Genomic DNA, 25,660 nt, shown 5'->3' with positions numbered 1-25,660 from the left:
TGTGCAATATCAGTCAATACGAATCCACTCTTATGCACCTATAAGATCGTGAAAATCCTGCCTGTCCGCCTTTGGAATCCAGTCTTATTTTAATAGGGACGGAGTTTGAGTATCTCCATGACTTGTGTCTTATGAGCATTATTTTTTATTATTCCCATATTTATATTATCTATATTAGATAATTATCTGTTTGTTTAATTTTTCTACACAGATTTTATATTAATTATTATTAATTAATAACATATTAATTTAACTTTTATATTATAGAGAAGTACATAAAGACTGATTACTAAATTTTGAGAGTAAAATTTATGGCTATAATAAAAGTTAATGTGCTAAATTTTCATGGAGTATTCAGTTCTCATATAGAACTTGTTCTCGAAAATCTATCAGACTCGCCGCATACTTACTATATTATTAACCGATGGAAGAAACCATGTCGTGCCTGGGGAGAAGCCGGAATAACAGGAGTAAAGGGGCGACTTACAGAAGCCAGTTCAATCTATAGTTTTGATATTCAAGCTGATCCATTTGCAATCGTTGAAGACTGGAAGACATATTATAACGAAACAAAAGAAGAAGCTTGGATTCTCGGTAAAAATTGTGCAGTAGCCACACAACACTTTTTAACAAAATTTGCTGAGGTTCCAGAACCTGAAAAATATCAGTTAAGTTTTAATTATCTTACACTTGGTTTGTTTTGGCTAAATATTATTCCATGTCCAGTGATGCTTCCAGGTCGCATTATGGATAATGCTAAACGTCACACTAAAGATAAATTATCACAGCCTACCTCAATAAGTAATTTAACACGGACAGATAACAATACTTTATTAGAGAGTAATAACAGAGTGGCAGCACTAGTAATAAAATCTGTGCTGACACGATTTATTTTTCAGATTGAAGGTCTTCTCAATGAAAAAGCGCATAACCTAGAAAAAAATAGACATACTGATGCTGCAGATGCAATCAAGGATCTTGTTAAAAATATAAAAAATAGTGTTGAGGACTATAAAAATCGTGAAGGAGAACCAGATTTTAACGCATTAAAAGAAAAATGCGGTAAGCATATTAAAAATGCAAAACCTATATTAGAACAACATCGAGGCAAGATTGGTAAACTATTGAATCAGAAATTCACTTTATTTAATACAAATTCTATAAATAAAATTAGTAAAATAGAAGAGATAATTTCTAAGCTTGATCGAGTGTACAAGACTGCTTTAAGTGCGCAAGTATCTTAAATAAGTTTACTTTTTTAATTTTGATAAAAATTTATTAGTACAATATGCTTGTAAATAAAAATGTGTCGCTGCTTATTATTTATTAAGCTATCGCTGTAAAGTGGTAGAATAAAAGAAAATAAGCAGTATACAAAGTCTGAAAGCTAAATTTGTATAAATATCTATTATATTAATAAAGTGTTAATAAGCAAACCAGAAATAATGAATATAGTCTAGAAAAATCACTGAATACGGAATTAATAAGCTATTTTAATGATTAAATGGTATAACCCAATGAGTATAAGTAACTTATGTAACCAAAGCTATACTAAGAGAATTGAATAAAGTGAATTGAGTGAAACAGGGCTCACGATTTCCTGAGATAAACTAAGTATCTTTATACAGATCATGCGCAAGAGAAAACTTAATTTCAAGAATTAGATAGTAAAATTTTAGTGTCATATGCACATAGTGTGACAACCTGTAATTATCAAAGTATTACAGTAGATATATTATGTGAGTATCACCTGCTTGAATCGCCTAATTCATGATACTGGCGGTACGAAGTGAAATTGTAGTTATCCCAAGCACGGTATAAGCATATTTTATAATGTATTTTTATGCAGAATTAGCATGTTACCCAAAAATGGATCCTGCCTATCTGTGATTGAAAATCAGTTTTAGTCAGATTTAACTATCAAATTTGGAACAGTATTTAAATATCTCTGTTCTTAGTTATCTAGTTTTTTTATCTACCCATCGCTTTTTCTTATAAAATTTCCTACATTAGAATTAAGTTTGTTTTATCCTCTTGGGTACAAAATTAAGCACATGGTCGTTTTGTAAAATCAACGTTATGCGGAATCCAAGTAAATGAAAAAAAGCCTTTTTTCAATTTGGCGACTCTCGGTTATTTTTCTAGCAAGTCTTCTTGGTTTCCTGGTCATTTTCGTGCTCTCTGGGCATTTGTTTAGTTTTTATCTGAATCAAAAGCCTCAAAAAATAGAACAAACTTTAAAATGAGTTGGTCAGTTTTAAACCCGGTGTTTAAGGGTAATCAAGTGGTTGTTTGGAATTTAACCAAAACCAAACCTTTATTCCATATTCAACAGTTGGTGGTGAGTGTTGATTTGTTCAAAACCCTTTTAACTGGGGGACGGTTACACTTGAAACAAGTGAGCGGCCGGGGTGCGGTGTTGACCTTGCGCCAAACAAACGATCATCAATTATCCATCGATGGGCTCAATACTTTACAATCGTTCACCACTCAAACAACAGCTCCTGCGGCGATCAACACTTTACTAGCAAGTTTCCTTTCTGAGCCAAGAGTGTCGCTTGAAGCGGTTGAATTGCATTTCTATCCAGCATCGGGAATCAAATGGCCGACCATGCGTTTAGATTTATTAATTGATAATACAAAATCTTTCCATCAGCTGAATGCACAACTGCGGTTTCTCGATTATACGCCGTCAACACTGCGTTTGATCGCTGAATTTGAGCCATTGACCCATTCAACCTCGACACTCGATGATATGCAAGCCAAACTCTATTTACAAGGAGAACAGGTCGCACTCAATCGAAATGCAATCACTGATTTTAAACTATGGGCAAATTGGCAACAGGCGCGATTTACAGAAATTCAAACCCAGATCACGAGTAAACAAACCACTTCGCTCAAAATACCGCAGGAAGATGAATTATTCACTGTGGCGCCGTTTTTTGCCTCATTAAAATGGCAGTTTTCTTCTCAAGGTGCACCTTTATTGGATGGTTTTGTTAAAAATTTGCATATCCAACCTTGGGGCCACTTTCCTGGTGTTGCCGGACTCAATGCGTATCTACACTGGACACCCACCGCAGGTCAGTTAAGCACACGTTCTAAAGATGTTTTGTTGCAAGCACCTTCATTTTTTGAGAAGCCGTTACATTTTGATCAATTCGTGGGCCATCTCGATTGGCAGCAAAAAGATAAACAGTGGCAAATTCAAATTCCTGAGCTGTTTGCCAGTAATTCTGATCTGAAAATCAATGCTCAAATCGGCTTAGATATTCCTTCTGGACGGAAACAAAGTCATGTGCGCTTATTTGCTGACGTGCAGACAAATCAGGCAAAAGCAATTGCTCATTATTTACCGATTCATTTAATTTCTTCGCAAGTACGTCACTGGCTAAATACGGCTGTTTTGCAAGGTTCAAGTCATGCCAAGATACTGATGCAAGGCCCACTCGATGCCTTTCCCTTTGATCAACAGCAAGGAACCTTTTTAGCAGATATTCCGCTGCAAAACGCGGCATTACGTTACGAAGCAATTTGGCCACCTGTAGAAAAGATAAAATGGTCGGTTAACGTTTGCACAACGCCAAATGCAGATGCATATTGATTCAGCGAAGATCTTGAATACGTCTTTAAAAAATATCGAGGTCAAAATTCCTTTCCTAAAAAAAGGAGTGCAAGCCGTGTTAACGCTGACGGCAGAGAATGTGACAAGCCGTCTTGAACAAGTCAACGAATTTTTAAAGTTGACGCCTTTACGTGAAAAACTAGGCAGTGTTTTTTCCCAGCTGTTATTTAGTGGACCCGTCGCTCTGAATTTGCAAATGATTCTGCCTCTCGAAAAAGGTTCACAAACCTTAAAAGTGAATGGAGAAGGGCAAACCGAGCAAGCGACGATCGTTATTCCTGCACGCCAATTACAATTACAGCAAGTCAAAGGCACGTTTACGTTTACTGAAACAGGATTTGCAACCAAAAATTTGCAAGCACTTTTATGGAACAAACCGTTGCATTTCGCTATTCATTCAACGCCTAAGTTACAAATTGATTTAGATTATGAAGGTCTGCAAACGCAGTTGACGCCAGAAAAAAGAGGGATTACGATTTAGTATCGATAATGCCTTAGCAAAGGGTTCTTTGTTTGGGAAGCCAATTTTTCTTCTGTTAAATTAGATGCTTTCTCGGATACAGCGCCGAATATGTTTCATTTTAAGAAAATACCGCCGCTCGATGTCCAGATTAATGATTTACGTTATCAAGATCGCGTATTTGGTCAAGTCGCGTTTGAGCTTCGGCCCAATATACGTGGGTTAGGTATCTCGCAATTACAAGCGGGGAGTGCAAATTTAACTGCCCAAGGACTAGTTGGAACTCAACAACAAAGAGATTATAGTGATTTTCAAGGTCAACTTGATAGTAACCGTTTAAGTGATTTCTTGGCCGACTGTGGTTTGCCTGCCAGTGTGAATGCACAACAAGCACATATCACCTTTAACCTACAGTGGCCAGGTTCGCCTTATGCATTTCGTTTGCCGAGTCTTCAAGGTAACTTATTTTTCAAAGCGACCAATGGCCAATTAATTGATATCGGATCCAGTGCAGAAGCTAAAGTCAATTTTGGTCGTTTACTGAATTTTTTGAGTTTACAAAGTTTAGGACGACGGTTACAACTTGATTTTAGTGACTTACAGGTAAAGGGATTTGATTTTACCGAATTAGAGGGCAATCTCATTCTACGCGAGGGGAATGCGTTGACACGAGATTTTAAAATTGAAGGTCCGGTCGCGAGTATTACCATGAATGGGCGGATTGGTCTTGTGAACAAAGATTACAATTTAACGATTAACGTTGTTCCGCATTTTACATCGAGTTTACCCGTGTTAGTCGGTTTGGCTGGCGGACCGATTGCAGGCGCCGTGACATGGATCGTCAATTCGGTATTAGGATCCACGGTCCAAAAAATTGCTGAAACTTCGTTTCAAATGACGGGCACGTGGGGAAATCCACATATTCAAAAAAATAATTAAAGGGTGTTTTGAAAAAATAAACGTGAAGCATAATAAACTGGTCCAGTGAGAACAATGACTCTCTGTAAACAACATCTGTCTTATTAGAGGAAGACCGTTTTTAATGGCAAAATCTCTCGTCCGATTTACCGCATCGATTTATTTAGTGAAAAGAACACGTACAAGTTTAGTAAGTAATATCAGGCCCGTGAATTGCATCCTATCGCTGGCTACGATAGGATGAGCGCTATGGAAAAAAACAATCTTATTTTGGCCCGTGAGGCGTTATTTGAACCCACGGGGTAACTGATCACCAGTTGCAAGCCTTGTTAGCCCGTCTCCAAGCTCCGGGTGTCGATATGGCAGATTTATATTTTCAGTCTGTTCAGTCTGAAAGTTGGTCTTTAGAAGATGGCTTAATAAAAAGCGGAAATTTTGATATCGATCGCGGTGTTGGGGTGCGAGTAGTCAGTGGTGAGAAAACCGGCTTTGCGTATTCGGATGATTTAATTTTTCCGGCCCTGGAGTCTGCGGCAACGGTGGCGGCGAGTATTGCGCGTAGTGGCCAGCAAGGTCAAATTCAAGCTTGGCAAAAGACTCAACCGGTTCCACCACTTTATACCACCGCCGATCCAATCTTGTCCTTGAGTGAACAAGATAAGCTTGATTTACTGCATCAGGTGGATAAAAGAGCACGTGCCGCAGATCCACGTATTCAACAGGTCAGTGTGAGTTTAAGTGGTGTGCGGGAAATTGTGCTGATTCTCAATAGTGAGGGTTTAATTGCCGCGGACGTTCGTCCTTTAATTCGTTTAAATGTCCAAGTCATCGCTGAAGAAAAAGGTTCACGTGAGCAAGGGTTTGCTGGCGGAGGTGGGCGAACCGATTATCGTTATTTTTTACAAGGAGATGTTGCGGGTTTATTGGCTGAAGAAGCAGTTCGCCAGGCGGTGACGCAACTTTCAGCCATTCCGGCGCCGGCCGGAGCAATGCCCGTCGTCTTAGGGCCCGGTTGGCCTGGTGTGCTATTACATGAAGCGGTCGGTCATGGATTAGAAGGTGATTTTAACCGTAAAGGCAGTTCTGCATTCAGTCATCGTCTCGGCGAGCGTGTGGCTTCACCCGGTTGTACCGTAGTCGATGACGGTACGTTACCGCATCGTCGTGGATCGTTGACAATTGACGACGAGGGGACCCCTACGCAGCGAACCGTGCTGATTGAAAAAGGTATCCTCAAAGGGTATATGCAAGATAAACTGAATGCTCGTTTAATGGGAACGCAATCGACTGGCAATGGTCGGCGCGAATCATATGCTTATTTGCCGATGCCGAGAATGACAAATACTTACTTGCTTCCTGGGCCGTATGCGCCTGAAGAAATTATTGCTTCGGTCGATCGTGGTTTGTATGCGGTTAATTTTTCAGGTGGTCAAGTTGATATTACCTCTGGAAAATTTGTCTTTTCCGCTTGTGAGGCCTATTTAATTGAAAAAGGTAAAGTGACTCAACCGGTAAAAGGCGCCACGCTGATTGGCAATGGGCCTGAAGTCTTAACGCGTGTTTCCATGTTAGGCCATGATTTAAAATTAGACAGTGGGATCGGTAGTTGTGGTAAAGAGGGACAAAGTGTACCCGTGGGGGTTGGACAACCTACTTTGAAAATTGATTGTTTAACCGTAGGGGGTACGGCGGCAGGTGAGTCTGGGCGCTAATTCACTTTTTCACTGCAAGATGAATAACATGATTCATAACAGATGATTTGTTTTTCATTCTGCTTCGCCCTGGTTATCCTAACCAAACCGTTCCTTTTTAAAAAAGAAAAATTAGAATTCATTTCTCTTATGAAATAAAGGCAACTGATTCAAACAGGGATTGTTTCGATGAAAGAAAAAACTTTGTGAGTAAATCGACTAAAACTTCTCCCTCAGCGTTTCAGAGCTATCGCCGTCTCTTGCATTACGTGAAAAAGCACGGCAATTTTTTTTTGTTTGGTATTTTAGGTACTATTTTATTGGCCGCCACCGATGCCGGATTTATTTGGTTTTTGAAACCCTTACTGGATAAAGGGTTTGTTGATAAAGATTTATATTTTATCCGTTACCTTCCGTTGATTTTAATTTTTGCTTTTTTTATTCGTGGGTTAGCCAATTTTGTATCGAACTATGCCTTGGCTCGGGTCGCAAGAAGTACGGTAATGTACGTTCGACAAGATATTCTCGATAAATTGTTACGTTTACCGGCCCTATTTTATGATAACACCACTTCTGGACAATTACTTTCGACGCTGATTTATAATGTTGAACAGGTTGCTAATGCAAGTACCGATACGCTCATTACTTTGGTACAAGAGACAGCGTTTGTAATTGGGCTTATTTTTATTATGCTCACTTCAAGTTGGCAACTGAGTTTGATTTTCTTTATTACTGCGCCGACGATGATTTGGATTGCACGCTATTCTAGTCAGCGGATGCGTCATTTAAACAAAGCGGTTCAAGATTCAATGAGTGAGCTGACACAAGTGGCTGAAGAAGTCATTGATGGTTATAAAGTCATTCGAACGTTTGGCGGAGAAAAATACGAAAAAGAAAAATTTAAAACGTTGCTCAGTTGTAATCGTTTTCGTGAACTCAAAGTCGTGGTGACCAGTGCGTTAGCCAGTACCGGGGTGCAGCTTATTGCAGGAAGTGTGATTGTGATCATGATTTATTTAATGACCTCACACTTAACCCATATTACAGCGGGTGCATTTACGGCAATGGTCAGTTCGATGTTGCTTTTACTCAAACCAATAAAAAATTTAGCCGCAGTTAACAATATCATTCAACGTGGTTTGGCTGCGGCGAATAGTATTTTTAGTCTATTAGATGAACCCACGGAAAATGACCAAGGTAAAAATCAATTGGTTGTGGCCAAAGGGGCGCTGGAGTATAAACAAGTTTCCTTTTCCTATGTTCCACAACAGCCGGTGCTCGAAGAGATTAATTTACAGGTCAATCCAGGCGAAACCGTGGCCATTGTTGGGCGTTCGGGTAGTGGAAAATCAACTTTAGTCAATTTATTGCCACGCTTTTATGACAATTACCGTGGTCAAATTCGCATAGACGGCGTTGATATTCGTGAATTTAAATTGACCGACTTACGAAGTCAGTTTGCCTTTGTTTCACAACATGTAACGTTATTTAACGATACCATTGCCCATAATATTGCGTATGGTCGTCGCTTAAGTCATGTGAGTGAAGCAATGATTATTCGTGCGGCGAAAGCGGCCCATGCGATGGATTTTATTGAGCAATTACCCAATGGTTTAGAAACGATTATCGGAGACTGGCGGACAACGACAACGTATTGCTATCGCACGTGCTTTATTAAAAGATGCACCGTTTCTGATTCTCGACGAAGCCACTTCCGCATTAGATACCCTGGAAGAACTCATGCATAATCGTACTACATTAGTGATTGCGCATCGACTTTCTACGGTTGAAAAAGCCGATAAAATTGTGGTCCTCGAAAAAGGACGTATTGTTGAAATCGGAACACACCAAGCCTTACTCAAGAAAAAAGGACATTATGCTCAGCTCCACAGCTTACAATTTGCGGTTTAACGCGTAAAATAGAGAAGGTAAATCATTTCTTGGTAAATTTTCTGCTAAAAATGCGTTTCAAAAGAGTGTCTATATTCATGAGCATCTTATTTTAGCGTAGTGGCGCGTAAAAGCGAGTGATTCGATGGAGAAAAAAAATTATCTTGTTTTCTTAATAAAACGGAAAATAGCTTAATGAGTGGGCTGTTTAAATTAAAAGGGATTTTATTATGTATTTTCTTGCTTGCTTGGGCGCTTTTTTAGTGACGAGCGTTTGTATTTTCTTATTACGGCCTTTATCTTTACGTTTAAATTTAGTCGATACTCCAAATCATCGTAAACGGCATGCAGGCCGAGTTCCGTTGATTGGTGGCGTGGCGATGTTTTTAGGTTTTTCTGCGGTGTTATTGACGTTACCAATTTCTTTGTACGCGTATCGTAGTTTTATTACCGGATTAAGCTTATTAGTTTTTGTCGGTTTATTGGATGATTTACGCGAGCTTTCTGCTAAAAGTCGATTATGCGCACAAATTATCGCTATTTTACTGATGTTTTTTTGGGGGGATATTAAGTTAATTTATTTAGGAACTTTATTTTTTCATGGAGCAATTTTTCTAGGGCCTGTCGCTAGTTTAGTCATTACGTTGGTTGCCGGGTTGGGGCTGATCAATGCGATTAATTTAATTGATGGCATGGATGGTTTAGCTGGGACAGTGGTCTTGGTGCAATTAATTCTGTTAGTGATTTGTGCTCAATTAAGCCAGCAGTTTGTAGTAATTCCGTTTTTATGTTTGCTGATAGCAGTTTTAATGGCTTTTCTATTATTTAATTTTCGATGGCGATCGGGGATTCAAGCGTATCTTTTTATGGGTGACTCAGGCAGCATGTTTTTAGGGTTTGCGTTACTTTGGTTTTTAATAGAACTTTCTCAACATAGTCCGGCGCCTATCGTGACACCGGTAACGATGTTATGGGTTATGAGTTTACCCTTATTCGATACCGCGGCAGTGATGCTTCAGCGGTTGATTCAAAAACGATCAATCTTTACATCGGATCGAAATCATATTCATTATTTATTAGCTGAATATCAGTATTCACCCCGCCAAATTAGTATTTCCTTGGGTTTATTTAATTTTATTTTAGGTGGTGCAGCCATTCTCGCTTTTTATTATCAAATTTCAGAAAGTATTCTCTTTTTTTGTTTATGTTGATGTTTATGCTTTATTTTATCAGTATCAGTTATTTACGTTATCGCTTACAGCAGAAGCAAAATAGTTTATTATTTATACAAACCTAAGCTGAAAATCAAAAACTACTTGCATTATTTTACGATTATGTATAAAAACTAAGTGTTGCTGACAGTTGATCTGCTTTTTTGCTATAACGGTTCTTTTGCAGTAACAGAAAAATTTTTCTTAATTTTATTTATTACAGAGGATAAATGATCATGATCAAAAAGACGGGACTAATTATCGCAGCTGCGGCTTCTTCTATTCTTCTTTCCGGTTGTTTAGGCGGTGCTTGTAACGCGCCAGAACCGACTTGCTGTGAGCCTCCTTGCGTTGATCCTTGTAACTCTTGCAAATGCGTTAGCCAATGTAAGCAAGCTGTGCCAGCTAAAAAACACAAAAAACGTCATTACCGCGCAGAAAATGCACAGGCTAAAATGGACGTTCAACAAAAAATGAATGCTTAAGGTTTATTTAGTGAGGAGTTAAGTGACTTCCTCTCTTTAAATAGTTCCTTTACAATAAAGCCGCGTCATTGTTACGCGGCTTTTTTTAGTGAGTCTGTTAAAGGGGATCAGTTATGCAAATACGTTTAGCGAATAGACTGATTAATTTCTTATAAATTTACCTGTGAAATGGAGTGTCTACAACAAAAGTGAATCATTCAACACCCCTTGAGCCGAAGCGTGATCCATTCCTTGGGTTTGGACTCGGGCTGCGTGCACCCCACTACACAACGATTTTAGAGACTCGACCCAAAATAGATTGGTTTGAGGCGATCACCGAAGATTTTTTAGTCGAAGGCGGACGACATCGCTATTATTTGCAACGTATTCGCGAACATTACCCGTGTGTTTTGCATGGTGTTTCTTTATCGATAGGCAGTCACGATCCACTCAATCGTGCGTACTTAGAAAAAGTAAAGGCCTTAGCTACGCTGATTGAGCCAGTATGGATTTCGGATCATCTTTGTTGGACAGGGGTTCAAGGTCTGAATATGCATGATCTTTTACCCTTACCTTATACAGAAGAAGCATTAAAACATCTTGTACCACGTATTCAGCAAGTTCAAGATTTTCTAGGCCGACAAATTCTTTTGGAGAATGTCTCGAGTTATATTGAATATCAAGATTCCATGCTGACAGAGTGGGAGTTTCTCGCTGCGGTCGCCGAACAGGCAGATTGTTTGATTTTATTAGATATTAACAATATTTATGTGAGTTCGATTAACCATCATTTTGATCCACAGCGTTATTTGGAGGGAATTCCGGTACATCGGGTCCGCCAGTTTCACTTGGCCGGACACAAGCTGTGTGGAGATTATATTATTGATACGCATGATGCGCCATTAATTGAAGCAGTTTGGTCGTTGTATGCCGCAGCGGTACGGCGTTTTGGAAAAGTGGCAACGATGATAGAACGAGATGATAATATCCCGGCTTTTGCGGAGCTAGTGAGTGAACTTCAGCGCGCCAAGCAGATTGCCGAATCCGTATGGAGAGAAGTTGATGTCGTCCCTTTATGAGCTACAGCAGGCGTTTCAAAATCATTTGCGGTACGCTGAGCTACCTATTTTATGTCATCTTAAACCACCGTATCGAGGCGTGATTGACGAGCGATTAGCGGTTTATAGCAATGGGTACCGTTGGCGTTTAATTGATGCGTTACAGCGAGAGTACCCGGTTCTGCTTGCTTATCTAGGAAACGATGAATTTACTGACTACGCGGATGATTTTATTGATACTTATCCGTCACAGTATTACTCAATTAACGAGTTTGCACGCCAATTCCCAGAATTTCTGGGCAAGGTGCTCAAACCCGCTCAAGGTTATTTGATTGAACTGGCTGAGCTGAGTCGTGCGTTAAATCAGAGTGTCGAAGCAAAGGATGATCCGATTTTAGAACAGACGGCGTTACAGGCCATCCCACCCGAAAGTTGGCCTTTAGTCTGTTTTAAATTACATGCTTCTGTGCAAAGTTTACACTTTAAGTGGAATACGTTTGAATTATGGAAAACTTGGGTCCAAGAAAAAAAGCGTTTTGAGCCCTTTTTACAATCTACACATTGCATTGTTTGGCGTAAAGAATTACAGTCTTACGCACATTGTTTAACATCGGCTGAGTCGACGCTCCTAAGCGGTCTACAAAGCCGACTTTGTTTCGAACAACTCTGTGAAGTGATTTATCAGAGTGGGGAAGTCGATGAAAAAAAGGCGGCGATGCAGGTTGCGCAGTGTATAACACGATGGTTATCGAGTCATTTGTTTTCGGAGGTTTACATCCCATAAGATGGCAACACGATATATTTTTATTACAGGCGGTGTCGTTTCTTCATTAGGAAAAGGCATTGCGGCGGCGTCATTAGGATCGGTTCTCGAGTCTCGAGGCCTGAGAGTCAACTTACTTAAGCTGGATCCTTATTTAAATGTGGATCCTGGGACGATGAGCCCTTATCAGCACGGTGAAGTGTTTGTCACGGAAGATGGCGCAGAAACCGATTTAGACTTGGGTCATTACGAGCGCTTTGTGCGCACGAAAATGACGCGAAACAATAATTTTACCGCGGGCCAAATTTATGCCCGTGTACTGCGTAAGGAACGCCGTGGCGATTACTTGGGCGGTACGGTACAAGTGATTCCCCATGTGACGGATGAAATCAAGCAGGCTATTGTCAAAGGCGCAAAAGAGGCGGACATCGCCTTAGTTGAAATTGGTGGGACGGTCGGTGATATTGAATCCTTACCTTTTCTTGAGGCGATTCGTCAATTGCGTGTTGAACTTGGGAATACAGCCACTTTATTTATTCATTTGACTTGGGTCCCGTATATTGGCACCGCCGGTGAAATTAAAACTAAACCCACCCAACATTCTACCAAAGAATTACGTTCAATTGGTATTCAGCCTGATATTCTGATTTGTCGTTCTAAAGAAGAAATTTCAGAGTCGGCGCGTGAAAAAATTGCGTTATTTACAAATGTAGAGCGTGCGGACGTCGTTTCTCTCCCCGATGTGAATAATATCTATCGAGTGCCTTTATTGTTGCATCGCCAAGGTCTAGATGAACGCATACTCCGTCGCTTTGAACTCAGCCACTGTCCACCTGCAGAGTTACAAGCTTGGGAAGAAGTGGTTTTGGCGAAAGAAAACCCGACGGGTGAAGTCAAGATAGGTATGGTCGGTAAATATATGGGGTTAGCCGATTCTTTTAAGCGAAGCATTAATGCATGCTGGTATTAAAACCCGCACACACGTTAATATTGTCTACATTGATGCTGAAGCGGTGGAACAACAGGGGGGCCATTTGCTTGAACGATTAGATGCGATTTTAGTTCCGGGTGGTTTTGGTAAGCGAGGTATTTTGGGGAAAATATTGGCTGCAAAATACGCGCGTGAAAATAATATCCCCTATTTAGGTATTTGCTTAGGAATGCAAACGGCACTCATTGAATTTGCGCGCAATGTTGCCGGTTTGAAAAATGCGCACAGTACCGAATTTGATCCAGAAACCCCTTATCCAGTCGTCGCTTTAGTCACGGAGTGGGTTACCCAAGAAGGTTTACTTGAAAAACGGGATGAAAATTCCGATTTAGGCGGCACGATGCGCTTAGGGGGACAAACGTGTCACCTCAGAGAAAGAACAAAAGCAAGGGCATTCTATGGCCAAGAAAAGGTGATTGAACGTCATCGCCATCGCTATGAAGTCAACGGTCAATTATTATCCGATTTAGAAAAGCAAGGCTTAATTATTTCGGGCTGCTCTGAAAAAGGTAATTTGGTGGAAATGATTGAACTCAAACAGCATCCTTGGTTTATTGGCTGTCAATTCCATCCTGAATTTAATTCAAACCCACGAGATGGTCATCCTTTATTTGTGAGTTTTGTTGAAGCCGCCCGGGCTCAACATACGCAGGGTTTAAGTGAGGCGGGGATTATTTCTACTTAAGAAAGAACGAAAGCAAAAAGAAGGGAAAAAAGCAGGTGATGAAGGAACAAGTATTGGGTGAAACCGAGCGTAGTCTCACAGAAGCCCGATTAAAAAAGGAACATTTTACTCGACAACGTATGGTCTCGCTTGGCAAGACCTGCGTGAAGGGTTACAAAGCTGGCGTGTATGGTTTTTATTGGCTTGGCAAAGCATCCAGTTACGTTATCGTCGCTCAACATTAGGACCTTTTTTGGATTACCTTAAGTATGGCCGTCACGATTTATACGATGGGGCTTTTATATGGTGGCCTATTTAAGGTTGATCTTGCCACCTATTATCCTTTTTTAGCAACCGGTATTCTCGGTTGGAGTTTAATTTCGGTATTATTAACCGAGAGTACGAGTGTTTTTATTGATTCTGAACTCTTCATTAAGCAAATCAAGCAGCCATATTCAATTTTTATTTTTCAGTCGGTTTCACGTAGTTTTATTATTTTTTTTCATCATATTTTAGTGTTATTGCCACTTATTTTTTTCTTTAATATCCCGATAAATGGATATACGTTGTTTACTTTAATTAGTTTAGCCTTGATTTGGCTCAATGGCGTTTTTTATGGAAGTATATTAGCCATTTTAGGAACCCGTTACCGAGATATTGTGCAATTGATTATGAGTTTGGTACAGGTTATTTTTTTTCTTACACCGATTATTTGGCCACCGAGCGCGTTACCTGAGCGTTATCGCTATGTGATCGATTATAATCCTTTTGCCCAGTTTATGGCGTTATTACGTAATCCTTTGTTAGGCACGTTACCTTCCTCTTATACGCTTTATTTTTGTTTGCTTATTACTTTATTTGCACGTTATCGTGCGCGAATTGCTTATTGGCTGTAAATAAAAGGATCAATAATCATGGCCTTTGTTCAATTAAATACGGTTTCTATACATTTTCCTATTTATAATTTTAATGCCCGATCGTTAAAACAACAGTTTTTACGTTTAGCACTAGGGGGCGATTTATATCGCGAAGAAAATAAAATGGTGGTTCAAGCACTGAATAAAATAACTTTACAATTAAAACATGGTGATCGAGTTGGTTTAATTGGTCATAATGGCGCTGGAAAAAGCACTTTTTTACGGGTATTGGCTAAAATTTATGAACCCAGTGCCGGAACGATTCAAATAGAGGGTAAAGTATGTTCTTTACTCAATGTGATGTTGGGCATTCATCCAGAATCGACAGGTTATGAAAATATTTTGGTACGTGGTTTATTATTAGGGTTAACTCGCAAAGAAATTCGAAATAAAATGGATGACATTGCGCAATTTACAGAATTGGGCGATTATCTTTTTACACCGGTTCGTAGTTATTCAGCCGGGATGCAATTACGTTTAGCGTTTGCCGTGGCGACGTGTATCCAGCCAGATATCTTATTAATGGATGAATTAATTGAAGTAGGAGATAGCGCTTTTTTAAAGAAAGCACAGACTCGCCTGAGTGAATTTATTGATCAATCGAGTCTTTTAGTTTTGGCGACCCATTCCAATGAAACGATAAGAAAGTTTTGTAATAAAGTGATTTTGTTGGAAAAAGGACAATTAATTTATTTTGGAGAAATGGAAAAAGGGTTCATTCTTTATGAACAGTTAAATCACGCACCTTGTTAAGAAAACTTATCCTCTCTCTCTATCAAATAAAAAAATAAGCTTAAAAAAATCAGTCAACCACTTTGGCTCGATTCTGTTATTTCAATGATGGATCACCGCGTTGAATGACCAGGCCAATAGAGGTCACTACATAATCTTGTAACTGTAATTTTAGATGAATATCTTGACAATACGTTGGAACATCGACGTAGTTTTCTAGAGGGTGATCTTCAGGGGAAATCTGTATGGGTTCAATTTGGTGGCCTCGTTGACGGAGTGTTTCAACTAACTGATCAATATCTCTTTTTCGATAAATCACGGTAACGCCGTTATCCAATGTTTTATCATTGGAAGAAAGATTATATTCAGTAGTGTGACAGGCAATACCACCTGGCCGTAGTGTTTTTTCAACACTGTTTACAACAAAGTCAATTCCAGCTTGGAGAGAGCCTAAATGCTCAAAACAACAAGAGGACCAACAGAAATCAAATCCAGTTAAATTGGGGTCAATTTGATTCATGTCGCACACTTGGAAACGTACTGTTTGATTAAACAGCGCACGATCCAGTATTTCTGCTTTATAAATCGTGTCGAGATTATTCGCATACTGTGCCGTGCTTGTCCAGCCATCACGAGAGGCAATCTCAGGAGGCGCATCCGTGGCAACAATTTGGCATCCAAGTGAAGCGAAAAATGAACATAAAGGTTCAGACCCAACGCCAAAACCTAAGCCTTTTGCTTGAGCATGTAATACTTTTTTTCGATATAACTGGTAAATAATATAGATAAACTCCCATTGCTTACGTTGTAAACGCGGAGTGATGCGTAGTTTCCGGCAAAGGGTATTGTAAATTGGATGTAAAAAATCAGCGATATTACACGTAGCGTAAGACATAAAATTTTCCATATAAAAATCTCACTTTTAAGAAATAGGTTGTTCTCAATATACAGAAGAGAAAATAGTTGTGTTATCTACTTCAGTCTGCATCACTAATTTTTCTAATAGAATCGTTTCAATTTGTTGGGTGAGTGATTGTTGATGTTTTAAAAAAATAAAATGTAATGTTGTACCAACGATTGTTTGAATTCTTTGCCATTTTTCCTGAATAAGTAAATCTACTTTTGTAGTTGCCACTAAACAAATTATCGCCTTAATATAAGAAAAATATTTAATGTTTATAGTCGATTTATTTTTTTCGTAACGATCAGTGATATGATCAATAATAAAGATTAAATCGTGAAGAGACTCTATTAAAAAATAAGTATTTATTCTTTTAAAATAAAACGCTTTAATCTGTTCAAAGAGAGGACTATCTTGAAGAAATGTTTGTTTAAAAGGAATCAGTAATCTATCCTGAGCAAAGAGATTCAGCTGATAATCTTTGCAAGGTGGTGTTGGCAAAGAAAAAAAAGCGCTTACCCACTGTAGTGCTGAATAATAGCTTTTATATTTAGGCTGATAATGAACGGCTTCAACATCGAGCTGATCAAAGGAAGCAGTTAGAATTTCTTTAAGAAAAAGTGAGAGGAATGAGTTTGATGAAACCCCATAATTTTTTGTTTGTTGAAAAGTATTGTAATCTCAATGAATAGTTTTGGTAAACCAAATCGTGTTCGATTCGCAACTATCATATCCGTGATATCTTGTATATCTTTTTCATTAGGCGTGGCTAAAATACCACCTAATTTTTTAATTAAATGTTGTTCTTTAAAATTTACATTATGAGTATAAAATTGCTCCATGACGTCATGGAATTGTTGGCCTATTTTAGCCGGATGATACTGTGTACTAATATACTCTCGACCATGACTAGATAATTTTTCACGTAACCTTGTATCAAAACAAAGACGTTCAATAGATTGTGCTAATTCTAGATCGGTAAACGTATTACTTATTTTAAAAACAACTTCGTCTGGTATTTCTTGGTGAGCACCATGTGCATTGATGAGCGTGGGAATCCCGTACGCAAGGCAATCTAATAACGCTGCAGACATTTCACCACGAGAAAAAGAACGTAGTTGAATAGCAATGTCGGCAGCGATAAGGTATTTTTCATAAAATTTTTTTCCGTAAAGTATTTGAAAAAAACTTTTTCCAGTAAGCGATGATTTTTTATAAGTTTACGCAGCATTTTCTTATAATGGTTATCCGAAAAATCTCCGATAAAAACTAGGAAAATATTTTTATGGGTATTTAACAGCTGAATACAGTTCTCAATGATTTTATCAATTAATTTATTTGTGGTTAGGTAACCAAAACTGCAAATCAGAAAATCTTTTTCTTGGAAACCAAGTTGTTTTTTAGCCGCTATTTTTTGATTAGAGTGGATCGTTCGTGTTGCATGTGGAGGAAGAATTTTCTGAATCGTAAGGGTAGAGGTGTTGCCATAAAATTTTCTCATCAGTCCTAGTGAATAATCGGATAAAACAATGATGCCTAAGGCACGATTGAGAATAGATTTATTACAGGGATATTCGCTAAAAACGTGGGCAAGCGGTTTATTATAGAATTCATTGAGTGCCTTTACCCCATGGCTGAGATAAAGACTTTTTAAAAAATAATTATTTTTATGTTGAATAGTACGTTTGATAGAATAGGTGGCTTCGCTCAGATAGAAATCATGCAGGACAATGATGCCGGGATAACGTTCTATCAACTCAAACATCTCAAAGTGAAAAGAAGAGTTGCCTAGTTGGTACAAAATAAAATCAAATTGAGAAGTGTTTTTTTAAACCAATCTATATTTCGAATCGTAAAGTTAAGGGTAATTAAGTCATCAAAAACTTTTCTTTGCGAAGTAATCAGGACCACATCATAGAAAAGCGCTAATTCTTTTACGAGTTTAACACTATAATAAGCGATGCCACTTTTTTCTGGAGGAAAAGGCGAAAAATAAGCAACTCTTTTTTTATAAAAAGGTAATTGAGGTTTATTTTGTGTTTCTTTATTTTTTTCTGATAAAGATCTTCTAACGCATGCAGTACTTTTTGTGCTGAATCAATCCAGCAAAATTTTTTATGCTGTACTCGCGAATGATTGCGTAGAAAAAGATTAAACGAATCATTTTCTACGGCTTGAACCATTTTTTGAGCAATCGATTTCGGATCGTGCGGATCAAACAGTGCTTCTGCACAATTAATCGCTTCTGGAATGCTTGAAACATTCGAGCCAATTACGGGTGCGCCACACGCCATCGCTTCGATGATAGGAAGACCAAACCCTTCATGGAGAGAAGGAAAGACAAATAGACTACAATGCGCATAAAAAGTAAGTAACGCCTCTTCTTCGACGCGATCGAAGAGCAGAATATCGTTAAAACTTAAAGGAGTCGGCTTGATAAGTTGTGCGGCAGCTTCATCGAGGAAAATCGATTTTTTTGCAGTAATGATCAGCAGTTGATATTGGTTCCATAATGACGGTGAAGCAACAAAAGCTTTGATAAGATTAAGAATATTTTTTCTAAAATCATTGCCACCTAGATAAAAAATAAATTTTTTATTGATATTATATTTTAAGGAAATCGCTTTAAACTTATTTTTCTCTGGCCGATAGGTTATAAACTTTTCATCAAGTCCAACCGAGCCATTAATAATTTTATCTTTTTCTAGCGAAAATAATTCTATAGCCTCCTTGGCGGAGGCTTCTGAAATACTGATGAGTAAATCAGCTTTTCTTAATTGTTGAAATTTTCTTAAGAAGAAGTGCTTATTTCTTATCTTGCTTAAATAAAAATCAGAATAGATAAAAGGAATGAGATCATACAGTGTAATGACTTTTAAATAAGGTGTCATTAAGTGATTGCATGAAGTAATGGTCCGGTTGTTGAGTCCTTCAAATAAACTCAGTATGTATACAATATCTGGAGCTAAATTAGCAAGATAGGCCTCAACAAGTGTTTCGGTTGCTTGTATTCGCCAAGTATTGTGATAGCACGTATCGGCAATTTTATCTGGAAGCGTTAATAATTTAATTCTATCTTTGGGGATCAGTGAATTAAATTCGTTATATGCAAACTCTAATCCATCGAGATCCTGATTATTCAGGAGTAAATAGATTTCATGTTGTGGGGCTTGACGAATAAATGCTTTCGTTAATTCTAAACTATAACGACCAATTCCACGATATCGGCTGCTTCCTTGCAGGCATTGTAGATCGAAAACAATTTTCATGATTTTTTTATAGTCAGTGTTCGTTTTAAATCTTGATAGACGTGTTGTTTTTCTTGACTCATTTGTTTAAAAATGATTTTTTGTTGCAATGGGACTTTAAAGATAAAAATAGGTATTTTTTGATCTAAATATACTTTTATTGCACATAATCGGTTAAAAATCGATAATAAACTGACATTATAAATACTATTTTTTTCACTAAAGGAGGATGAAGGTATTCTAAAAATACGAGCAGCGAACGAATAGAAATAGCAGGCTAAAAAATAGCCGTTAACAACGATTTTTTTTATTATCTTTTTCATGTGACTCATAAGTGAGCGCCTTCTCTATTTTAAAATAAAGATAATTTCAATTGAAAACTAGAGTTAAGTGAATGGTTAGGTGAGATTACATCTAACTATTCAGAATGAAATACTTCTTCTGAAACGTGTTTAAAGCGTACCAGATCGGCATCGACCATTTTTTCATTAATTCTTCTAGCGTTGTTTGAGCATGCCAACCAAGTTGATGATTGGCTTTACTTGGATCGCCTAAGAGAATATCGACTTCAGAGGGTCTAAAGAGTTTGGGATCGATGAATACGTGATCGCGGTAATCTAAACCGACATAACGAAAAGCCAAGTCACACAGTGAGCGAACGGTTGCCGTTTTTCCGGTAGCAATCACGTAATCGTCTGGTTGTTCTTGTTGTAGCATCAGCCACATCGCTGCAACATAATCTTGCGCAAAGCCCCAGTCTCTTTGTGCGTCAATATTGCCTAAAGCTAATTTTTGGCAAAGACCTTTTTTAATTTGCGCAACACCGTAACTAATTTTACGTGTGACAAACTCCAAACCGCGTAAGGGGGATTCATGATTAAACAAAATGCCATTCGAAGCATGGAGGCCGTAACTTTCTCGATAATTAATCGTCATCCAGTGTCCATACAGTTTAGACACACCATAAGGGCTGCGTGGATAAAAAGGAGTTTGTTCATTTTGACGTTCGGTTTGAATCAGACCAAACATTTCGCTACTGGATGCTTGATAAAAGCGTGCTTGGGAATGGGTGAGTCGTATGGCTTCAAGAAGATGGGTCACGCCTAACGCCGTCACTTGACTGGTCAAACTAGGTTGTTCCCAAGACGTTCCGACAAAACTTTGCGCCGCTAAATTATAGACTTCATCGGCTTGGGAGAGTTCCATCGCTCGGATCAGGGAAGCCGGATCCATCATATCACCATTAATAAAATGGATTTTATTTCGGATACCTAATTCATCGAGCCGCCAAAAACTGTTACTTGTTCGACGCGCAATCAAGCCATAAACTTGATACTGTTTATTTAATAAAAATTGCGCCAGATAAGCGCCATCTTGACCCGTAATTCCAGTGATGAGTGCGCGATGCGACATCCTATTATTTCCCTATAAAATCGAACATTAGAATTGTAACAATAGCACCGGCTAAAATCTATATCAATTACCGCTATTTTACAAAGCTAATTAATATAAATAATTATTATTAAAATCATGGCAGCTAATTTTAGAAAAGAAAAATCTGTTTCGACTGAAAATAAAGAAAAATACTTTATTTTTCTTTATTCTTAAAGAAGCTGCTATGATTTAATCTTTTTGTTATGGAAAGAGTTTACTTGTGTATCGAATTTTACATTTAGGAAAATTTGCGCAGACATGGCGTGGCGGAATAGAAAGTGCATTACACGATCTATTACAGGGTTTAGCGGATTTACGTTGTTTTCGTCTTCTTAAGATCGCCGCACGCGATCAACACAGTCCCCAGCTTTGTAAAACTGCGGGCTACCTTGAAGTAAATGTTCCGATGACCGGTATTTGGGCGGGGACACCTTGTTGCCCGACGATGCCTTATTTGGTTTGGAAGCTTCATCAGCGCGCACCGTTTTCTTTAGTTCATTTACATTTACCTAACCCGATGGCGCATCTTGCTTCTGAAGTTTTGCCGGCCTCTGTGCCGCGGGTGATTAGTTGGCATAGTGATGTGGTTAAACAAAAAAAATGGTTGCGGTTTTATCAGCCTTCAGTGAACCATTTGTTGACTAAATCTCATCGCATCATTGTTGCAAATCCTTATTTAGCTGAAAAATCTGAACAAATTGCCATCGCGCGGGCACGAAACACAATTGACTTGATTCCTTATGGAATTGATCTGACTTATTTTTCTTCTCCTTGTGCACAAGACAAACTGAATGCACTCAAGCAGCAGTTTCGTGAAAAATTTATTATTTTTGCACTGGGTCGACATGTTCCTTATAAAGGGTTTAGCTATTTGATTGATGCGCTGTCTCATTTACCAAAAGATATTATTTTATTGTTAGGTGGTTATGGACCGTTAACCACAAAGCTTAAACAGCAATCTCGACAACGTGGTTTGGAAGGGCGTGTCTCTTTTTTAGGTGAAATTCCTCAAGAAGAGTTACCTGTTTTTTATAAGCTTTGCCAGGTTTTTTGTTTGCCTTCGCTTGATAAGAATGAGGCGTTTGGTTTAGTCCAAGTTGAAGCAATGGCTTGTGGTAAACCTATCGTAAGTTGTGCGGTTCTACCGCCACATGCGCGAGTGAATCAAGAAGGTTTAACCGGTTTTGTTGTTCCACCTCATTCTTCTGAAGCGCTGGCGCAAGCAATTTATCAACTTTACACGTCACCTCTTTTATGCGAGACGATGGGTAGAGCCGCTTACGAGTATGCTCAGCAGCGTTTTACACGCTCGAGAATGATTACTCAAATGCAGCAGGTATATGAGGAAATACTGCATTGATAAAAAGAAAACATTCAGCCAGCATTCCTTTGCTGAATGAATTAACGGTTTGATTCAATTACGCTTGGGTTTAACCGACTGAGAAACCATGCACGATAGTTTCTTCACGATCGGGTCCGGTCGAAATCAGCTCGATGGGAACTTGAGTGAGCGTTTCGATGCGTTTTAAATACTGTTGCGCCGCGTGGGGCAATTTAGAAAAAACTTTTATCGGTGTGGTAGAACATTGCCAACCTGGGTATTCCTCATAAATCGGTTGACAATGTTTTAGAGCATCTGGATTCAATGGTATTTCTTGTAATGTTTGTCCCGCTAACGTATAGCCAACACAAATTTTAATAGTTTTAAGTTCGTCTAAAACATCTAATTTAGTAATACATAAGCTGGATATGCTATTGAGTAAAACCGCTCGTTTCAGCAAGACGCCATCGAGCCAACCACAACGACGCGGCCGCTTGGTCACGCTACCATATTCATGGCCACGATCACGGAGCTCAGCACCTATATTATCGGTTAACTCCGTGGGAAAAACGCCATGCCCCACACGTGTACTATAGGCTTTACTCACACCTAACACCGCATCAAAATGACGGACCCCTAACCCGCTTCCTGTCGCCGCCGCACCGGCTATCGTATTAGAGGAAGTCACAAACGGATAAGTTCCTTGATCGATATCAAGAAAAGTACCTTGTGCGCCTTCAAAAAGTAAGGGCTGTTTTGTTTGATGGTAATGAGTTAATTGTGCTGGAACATCGGTAATTAACGGAATCAGTTCATCGCACAGTGCCAATAAGCGATCCCGAGTTGTTTCGTAATCGACCGTTTGCACTTGGTAATAGTGTTCGAGTAAAAAATTATGATAGGCCAGAAGGGTTTTTAGTTTTTCAGCAAATAGTTTTGGATTGAGGAAATCGTGCATTCTTAAACCACGGCGTGCCACTTTATCTTCATAAGTTGGACCGATTCCGCGTTTAGTTGTCCCAATCGCCTGCTGTGCACCCGTACCGTGTTCACGGGCTTCATCTAAGGCAATGTGAGAAGGGAGAATCAGAGGACAGGTGGCGCTTATTCGTAAACGTTCACGAACAGGAACGGCATTTGCTTCCAGTTCGTTGATTTCTTTTAAGAGGGCTTCGGGTGAAATAACGACCCCATTCCCAATAAAGCATAAGACGTCTTTGTGTAAAATACCGGATGGAATGTTACCTTGTAGCACTAAAGTATGACCGGCATTATGCCCGCCTTGGAAACGAACGACCGCTTTAACTTGTGGAGTTAATAAATCGACAATTTTGCCTTTTCCTTCGTCGCCCCATTGGCAGCCAACGATAATAACAGTTTTGTTCATAATCAGTGTTCTCAAAAAATAAGTTAAAGTAAGTCGCGTCCCGTATCAGGATAAAATACCTTTCCTTTTAGGATAACGCATTTCATTTTCTTGTTCCGATGTTTTAATCTTTTTTTAATAAAGAATCCTCTAAGTGAAGAATAAGGACATTATCATTTTTAGCATTGGCAACCCATGCGGCTTGATAGGCTTTTAGTTTGAGATAAAATGCCGCAAAGGCCGGATAACGATGATACGCATCATAATAAATTTTGGCGGCTTCTTCATCCCCGTGATAACGCAGCGCCAATGCTTTTTGACTACTTTTTTCAAGTAATTGTGCCGCTGCTTGCTCCGCTTGGTTACGAATCAGTGCTGCGTGTTGTTCCCCTAGGTCGCGTTGTTGGAGTGCTTTTTGCGCCTGTTGTATGCGAAGCGTATTAAATAGATTATCCGGATCGACTTGTACAAATTGCAGACCCACAAAATTGAGGGTCTGCAGAGTAATTCCCCAAGCGGCGAACGACAAATTGAGCGCTTGGAGGGTGGAGTATCGTAAGTTCGTGTTTTCAGTGGCTTGCAGTTTTTCTCGTAAAGAGAGTCGGTCTAAAGCCTTTGTTAACTCGGAATTAATTGTGCTCAGTACTTGTTCTTGAATCGGTTGTTTCAGCGCGTTTGTTTTGCGTATATAAATTCGCCATGTTACCGCATAGTCTAAGGTCAAAGCGGGTTGAGTCGCTGTCGCGGCTAACTTTACTGCGGCATGAACGATTTGCGCGCGCTGATCAAGAATCGATACGGTTTGTATCCATGGCCATTTGCCATACAGTCCAGGAGAGGTCTGTAATTTAGGTAATCTCGAGTGAATAAACGAGGATTGCAGCACAGCCACTGCGCCTTGAGGAACCGGATAAACACTCTCCTTAATAAGCAGGAGTGCACCGCATAACAGTAGCCAAGGAGTGATGAAACGAATCTTACTGCGCATTGTCATCGTAGCCTCTTTTAGAATCATAATCCTCTGCCGTTGCATAGACACTGGGAAGTTCTGATGTCTTGCTTTGTGTAGTGAGCGCTGATTGTTTGGTAGAGGCCGTTTTTGCATCATCAGGTGGATTGGTTGCTTTGAGCGGCGTCATCTGTTCGTCCGGATGGGTTAAGATCCACTTCATAGGAGGAAGTGCATTAGATCCTGTGATTAATAGAGTATGACTATACGGCATCATCTCTTGCAATGCTTCAAAATACAGACGTTGTTGGGTTAACTTAGGTAAAAGTTTATAGCTGGGTAGTTGCTCTAAAAACGAGACTACTTCATTTTTCGCTTTTAGAATCACCGCTTGCTGATAAGTTTTTGCTTCTTCAATCAGACGTTTTGCTTCACCTTGGGTTTGTAATTTTAGCTGCAAGGCATTTGTTTTGGCTTCATTCTCCATTTTTAATTGATTGGCTCGGGCAGTATTGACTTCATCAAACGCTGTTTTGAGTTCAGCAGGTATATCAAGCGGATTGAGTACGACTTGAGTGATGAGAATTCCGCTGTTTGCGGTACGTAGACGGGTATTGATTGCAGATTTGAGTTGTTGCGCAACCTGTGTTCGATCTAATTCAAGTAAGGCGTTAAAGGAAAGGGGGCTTATACGTTGATAGATGACTGTTCGGACAGTTTGTTGTAGATGGTCTAAAGGACGTGCTGTATTCAATCCATAATCGATGGGCTGGGTAATCGAGTACGTGAGGTTGACTGAAATCGACACCGGATTTTGATCCGCTAGAATCAAGTGGCTTTGTTCCCTCAAGGATTGATTTTTTTAGAGGGATCTGAATTGCTTGCTCGATCGGTCTAAATATCCAATGATAACCGGATGCTAGGGTACGTTGATATTGACCGAAGCGCGTGATTAACACTTGTTCGTGAGCATCAACGAGGATAATCCCCCACGCCAATTCAAAAAAGACGGAAACTCCCAGTAGAATAACAATTAGCCCATAGCGTTGCGTTAACG

Annotated in this window: 24 protein-coding genes and 2 pseudogenes; 16 read left to right on the top strand and 10 right to left on the bottom strand. The window is 39.2% G+C overall.

Going from position 1 to position 25,660, the window contains the following annotated elements:
- Positions 1 to 311: 311 nt before the first annotated feature.
- The 15 genes and pseudogenes from S3O_RS0101495 to S3O_RS0101420 all read left to right on the top strand — a co-directional run bounded on the left by S3O_RS0101495 (position 312) and on the right by S3O_RS0101420 (position 15,405).
- Positions 312 to 1,244, top strand: coding sequence for a hypothetical protein (locus S3O_RS0101495; RefSeq protein ID WP_010597287.1), 933 nt, complete (start codon positions 312 to 314; stop codon positions 1,242 to 1,244).
- Positions 1,245 to 2,242: 998 nt separating this feature from the next.
- The gene (locus S3O_RS0101485) at positions 2,243 to 3,604 is read left to right on the top strand and encodes a YhdP family protein (RefSeq protein ID WP_010597286.1); all 1,362 of its coding nucleotides are present in this window, start codon (positions 2,243 to 2,245) and stop codon (positions 3,602 to 3,604) included.
- 13 nt (positions 3,605 to 3,617) lie between these two features.
- Entirely contained in the window at positions 3,618 to 4,106 is a 489-nt protein-coding gene (locus tag S3O_RS0101480) for a YhdP family protein (protein ID WP_235776149.1), read from the top strand.
- Positions 4,107 to 4,160: 54 nt separating this feature from the next.
- Positions 4,161 to 5,024: pseudogene (locus tag S3O_RS0101475) on the top strand (YhdP family protein); the annotation flags it as partial.
- Positions 5,025 to 5,362: 338 nt separating this feature from the next.
- Positions 5,363 to 6,715 carry a metalloprotease TldD gene (tldD, locus tag S3O_RS13155; RefSeq protein ID WP_235776181.1) on the top strand — a complete coding sequence of 451 codons (1,353 nt, stop codon included), beginning with the start codon at positions 5,363 to 5,365 and terminating at the stop codon, positions 6,713 to 6,715.
- A 185-nt stretch (positions 6,716 to 6,900) separates the two neighbouring features.
- Entirely contained in the window at positions 6,901 to 8,442 is a 1,542-nt protein-coding gene (locus S3O_RS13150; protein ID WP_010597282.1) for an ABC transporter transmembrane domain-containing protein, read from the top strand.
- The gene (locus S3O_RS18490; protein WP_328264311.1) at positions 8,348 to 8,605 is read left to right on the top strand and encodes a hypothetical protein; all 258 of its coding nucleotides are present in this window, start codon (positions 8,348 to 8,350) and stop codon (positions 8,603 to 8,605) included. Before S3O_RS13150 ends, S3O_RS18490 begins: the two co-directional genes overlap by 95 nt.
- Positions 8,606 to 8,814: 209 nt before the next feature.
- Positions 8,815 to 9,795 carry an MraY family glycosyltransferase gene (locus S3O_RS0101460; protein ID WP_010597280.1) on the top strand — a complete coding sequence of 327 codons (981 nt, stop codon included), beginning with the start codon at positions 8,815 to 8,817 and terminating at the stop codon, positions 9,793 to 9,795.
- A 236-nt stretch (positions 9,796 to 10,031) separates the two neighbouring features.
- Entirely contained in the window at positions 10,032 to 10,280 is a 249-nt protein-coding gene (locus S3O_RS16925; protein WP_156792675.1) for a hypothetical protein, read from the top strand.
- A 188-nt stretch (positions 10,281 to 10,468) separates the two neighbouring features.
- Complete coding sequence (gene bufB, locus S3O_RS0101445; protein ID WP_010597278.1) at positions 10,469 to 11,338, top strand: MNIO family bufferin maturase; 870 nt, start codon at positions 10,469 to 10,471, stop codon at positions 11,336 to 11,338.
- Entirely contained in the window at positions 11,322 to 12,101 is a 780-nt protein-coding gene (locus S3O_RS0101440) for an HvfC/BufC family peptide modification chaperone (protein WP_010597277.1), read from the top strand. The genes bufB and S3O_RS0101440 overlap by 17 nt, the downstream gene beginning before the upstream one ends.
- A gap of 1 nt (position 12,102) precedes the next feature.
- Positions 12,103 to 13,756: pseudogene (locus S3O_RS13145) on the top strand (CTP synthase).
- A gap of 38 nt (positions 13,757 to 13,794) precedes the next feature.
- Positions 13,795 to 13,980, top strand: coding sequence for a hypothetical protein (locus S3O_RS0101430; protein WP_010597274.1), 186 nt, complete (start codon positions 13,795 to 13,797; stop codon positions 13,978 to 13,980).
- A gap of 24 nt (positions 13,981 to 14,004) precedes the next feature.
- Entirely contained in the window at positions 14,005 to 14,631 is a 627-nt protein-coding gene (locus S3O_RS0101425) for an ABC transporter permease (RefSeq protein WP_010597273.1), read from the top strand.
- Between the two features lie 18 nt (positions 14,632 to 14,649).
- Positions 14,650 to 15,405, top strand: a complete 756-nt coding sequence (locus S3O_RS0101420; protein ID WP_010597272.1) for an ABC transporter ATP-binding protein — start codon at positions 14,650 to 14,652, stop codon at positions 15,403 to 15,405.
- Between the two features lie 76 nt (positions 15,406 to 15,481).
- On the opposite strand, the gene S3O_RS0101415 is transcribed toward S3O_RS0101420, so the two are convergent.
- The 7 genes from S3O_RS0101415 to S3O_RS13140 form a co-directional block, all read right to left on the bottom strand.
- The gene (locus S3O_RS0101415) at positions 15,482 to 16,279 is read right to left on the bottom strand and encodes a methyltransferase domain-containing protein (RefSeq protein ID WP_192805847.1); all 798 of its coding nucleotides are present in this window, start codon (positions 16,277 to 16,279) and stop codon (positions 15,482 to 15,484) included.
- Positions 16,280 to 16,324: 45 nt separating this feature from the next.
- The gene (locus S3O_RS0101410; RefSeq protein WP_010597270.1) at positions 16,325 to 16,786 is read right to left on the bottom strand and encodes a hypothetical protein; all 462 of its coding nucleotides are present in this window, start codon (positions 16,784 to 16,786) and stop codon (positions 16,325 to 16,327) included.
- A gap of 98 nt (positions 16,787 to 16,884) precedes the next feature.
- The gene (locus tag S3O_RS0101405) at positions 16,885 to 17,379 is read right to left on the bottom strand and encodes a glycosyltransferase (RefSeq protein ID WP_029463582.1); all 495 of its coding nucleotides are present in this window, start codon (positions 17,377 to 17,379) and stop codon (positions 16,885 to 16,887) included.
- Positions 17,361 to 18,050 carry a glycosyltransferase gene (locus tag S3O_RS0101400; protein WP_029463581.1) on the bottom strand — a complete coding sequence of 230 codons (690 nt, stop codon included), beginning with the start codon at positions 18,048 to 18,050 and terminating at the stop codon, positions 17,361 to 17,363. The genes S3O_RS0101405 and S3O_RS0101400 overlap by 19 nt, the downstream gene beginning before the upstream one ends.
- A 169-nt stretch (positions 18,051 to 18,219) precedes the next feature.
- Positions 18,220 to 19,554, bottom strand: coding sequence for a glycosyltransferase family 4 protein (locus S3O_RS0101395; protein ID WP_029463580.1), 1,335 nt, complete (start codon positions 19,552 to 19,554; stop codon positions 18,220 to 18,222).
- Positions 19,551 to 19,865 carry a hypothetical protein gene (locus S3O_RS0101390; protein ID WP_156792674.1) on the bottom strand — a complete coding sequence of 105 codons (315 nt, stop codon included), beginning with the start codon at positions 19,863 to 19,865 and terminating at the stop codon, positions 19,551 to 19,553. Before S3O_RS0101390 ends, S3O_RS0101395 begins: the two co-directional genes overlap by 4 nt.
- An 82-nt stretch (positions 19,866 to 19,947) precedes the next feature.
- Positions 19,948 to 20,946: a GDP-mannose 4,6-dehydratase gene (locus S3O_RS13140; RefSeq protein WP_010597268.1), complete on the bottom strand. Its 999-nt coding sequence runs from the start codon at positions 20,944 to 20,946 to the stop codon at positions 19,948 to 19,950.
- Between the two features lie 241 nt (positions 20,947 to 21,187).
- On the opposite strand from S3O_RS13140, the gene S3O_RS0101380 reads away from it, so the two are divergent.
- Complete coding sequence (locus S3O_RS0101380; RefSeq protein ID WP_010597267.1) at positions 21,188 to 22,327, top strand: glycosyltransferase; 1,140 nt, start codon at positions 21,188 to 21,190, stop codon at positions 22,325 to 22,327.
- Positions 22,328 to 22,397: 70 nt separating this feature from the next.
- Here S3O_RS0101380 and S3O_RS0101375 read toward each other — a convergent pair whose 3' ends face one another.
- From S3O_RS0101375 to S3O_RS0101365, 3 genes are all read right to left on the bottom strand, one after another.
- Positions 22,398 to 23,675: an adenylosuccinate synthase gene (locus S3O_RS0101375; RefSeq protein WP_010597266.1), complete on the bottom strand. Its 1,278-nt coding sequence runs from the start codon at positions 23,673 to 23,675 to the stop codon at positions 22,398 to 22,400.
- 103 nt (positions 23,676 to 23,778) lie between these two features.
- A complete protein-coding gene (locus tag S3O_RS0101370; RefSeq protein ID WP_192805846.1) occupies positions 23,779 to 24,669 on the bottom strand; it encodes an SPFH domain-containing protein in 891 nt (296 codons plus the stop codon).
- Positions 24,632 to 25,411, bottom strand: a complete 780-nt coding sequence (locus S3O_RS0101365) for an SPFH domain-containing protein (RefSeq protein WP_192805845.1) — start codon at positions 25,409 to 25,411, stop codon at positions 24,632 to 24,634. The genes S3O_RS0101370 and S3O_RS0101365 overlap by 38 nt, the downstream gene beginning before the upstream one ends.
- Positions 25,412 to 25,660: the final 249 nt, after the last annotated feature.

The sequence above is a fragment of the Rickettsiella massiliensis 20B genome, assembly GCF_000257395.1.
Lineage (GTDB): Bacteria > Pseudomonadota > Gammaproteobacteria > Diplorickettsiales > Diplorickettsiaceae > Diplorickettsia > Diplorickettsia massiliensis.
This window is presented reverse-complemented; position numbering and strand designations above follow the sequence as displayed.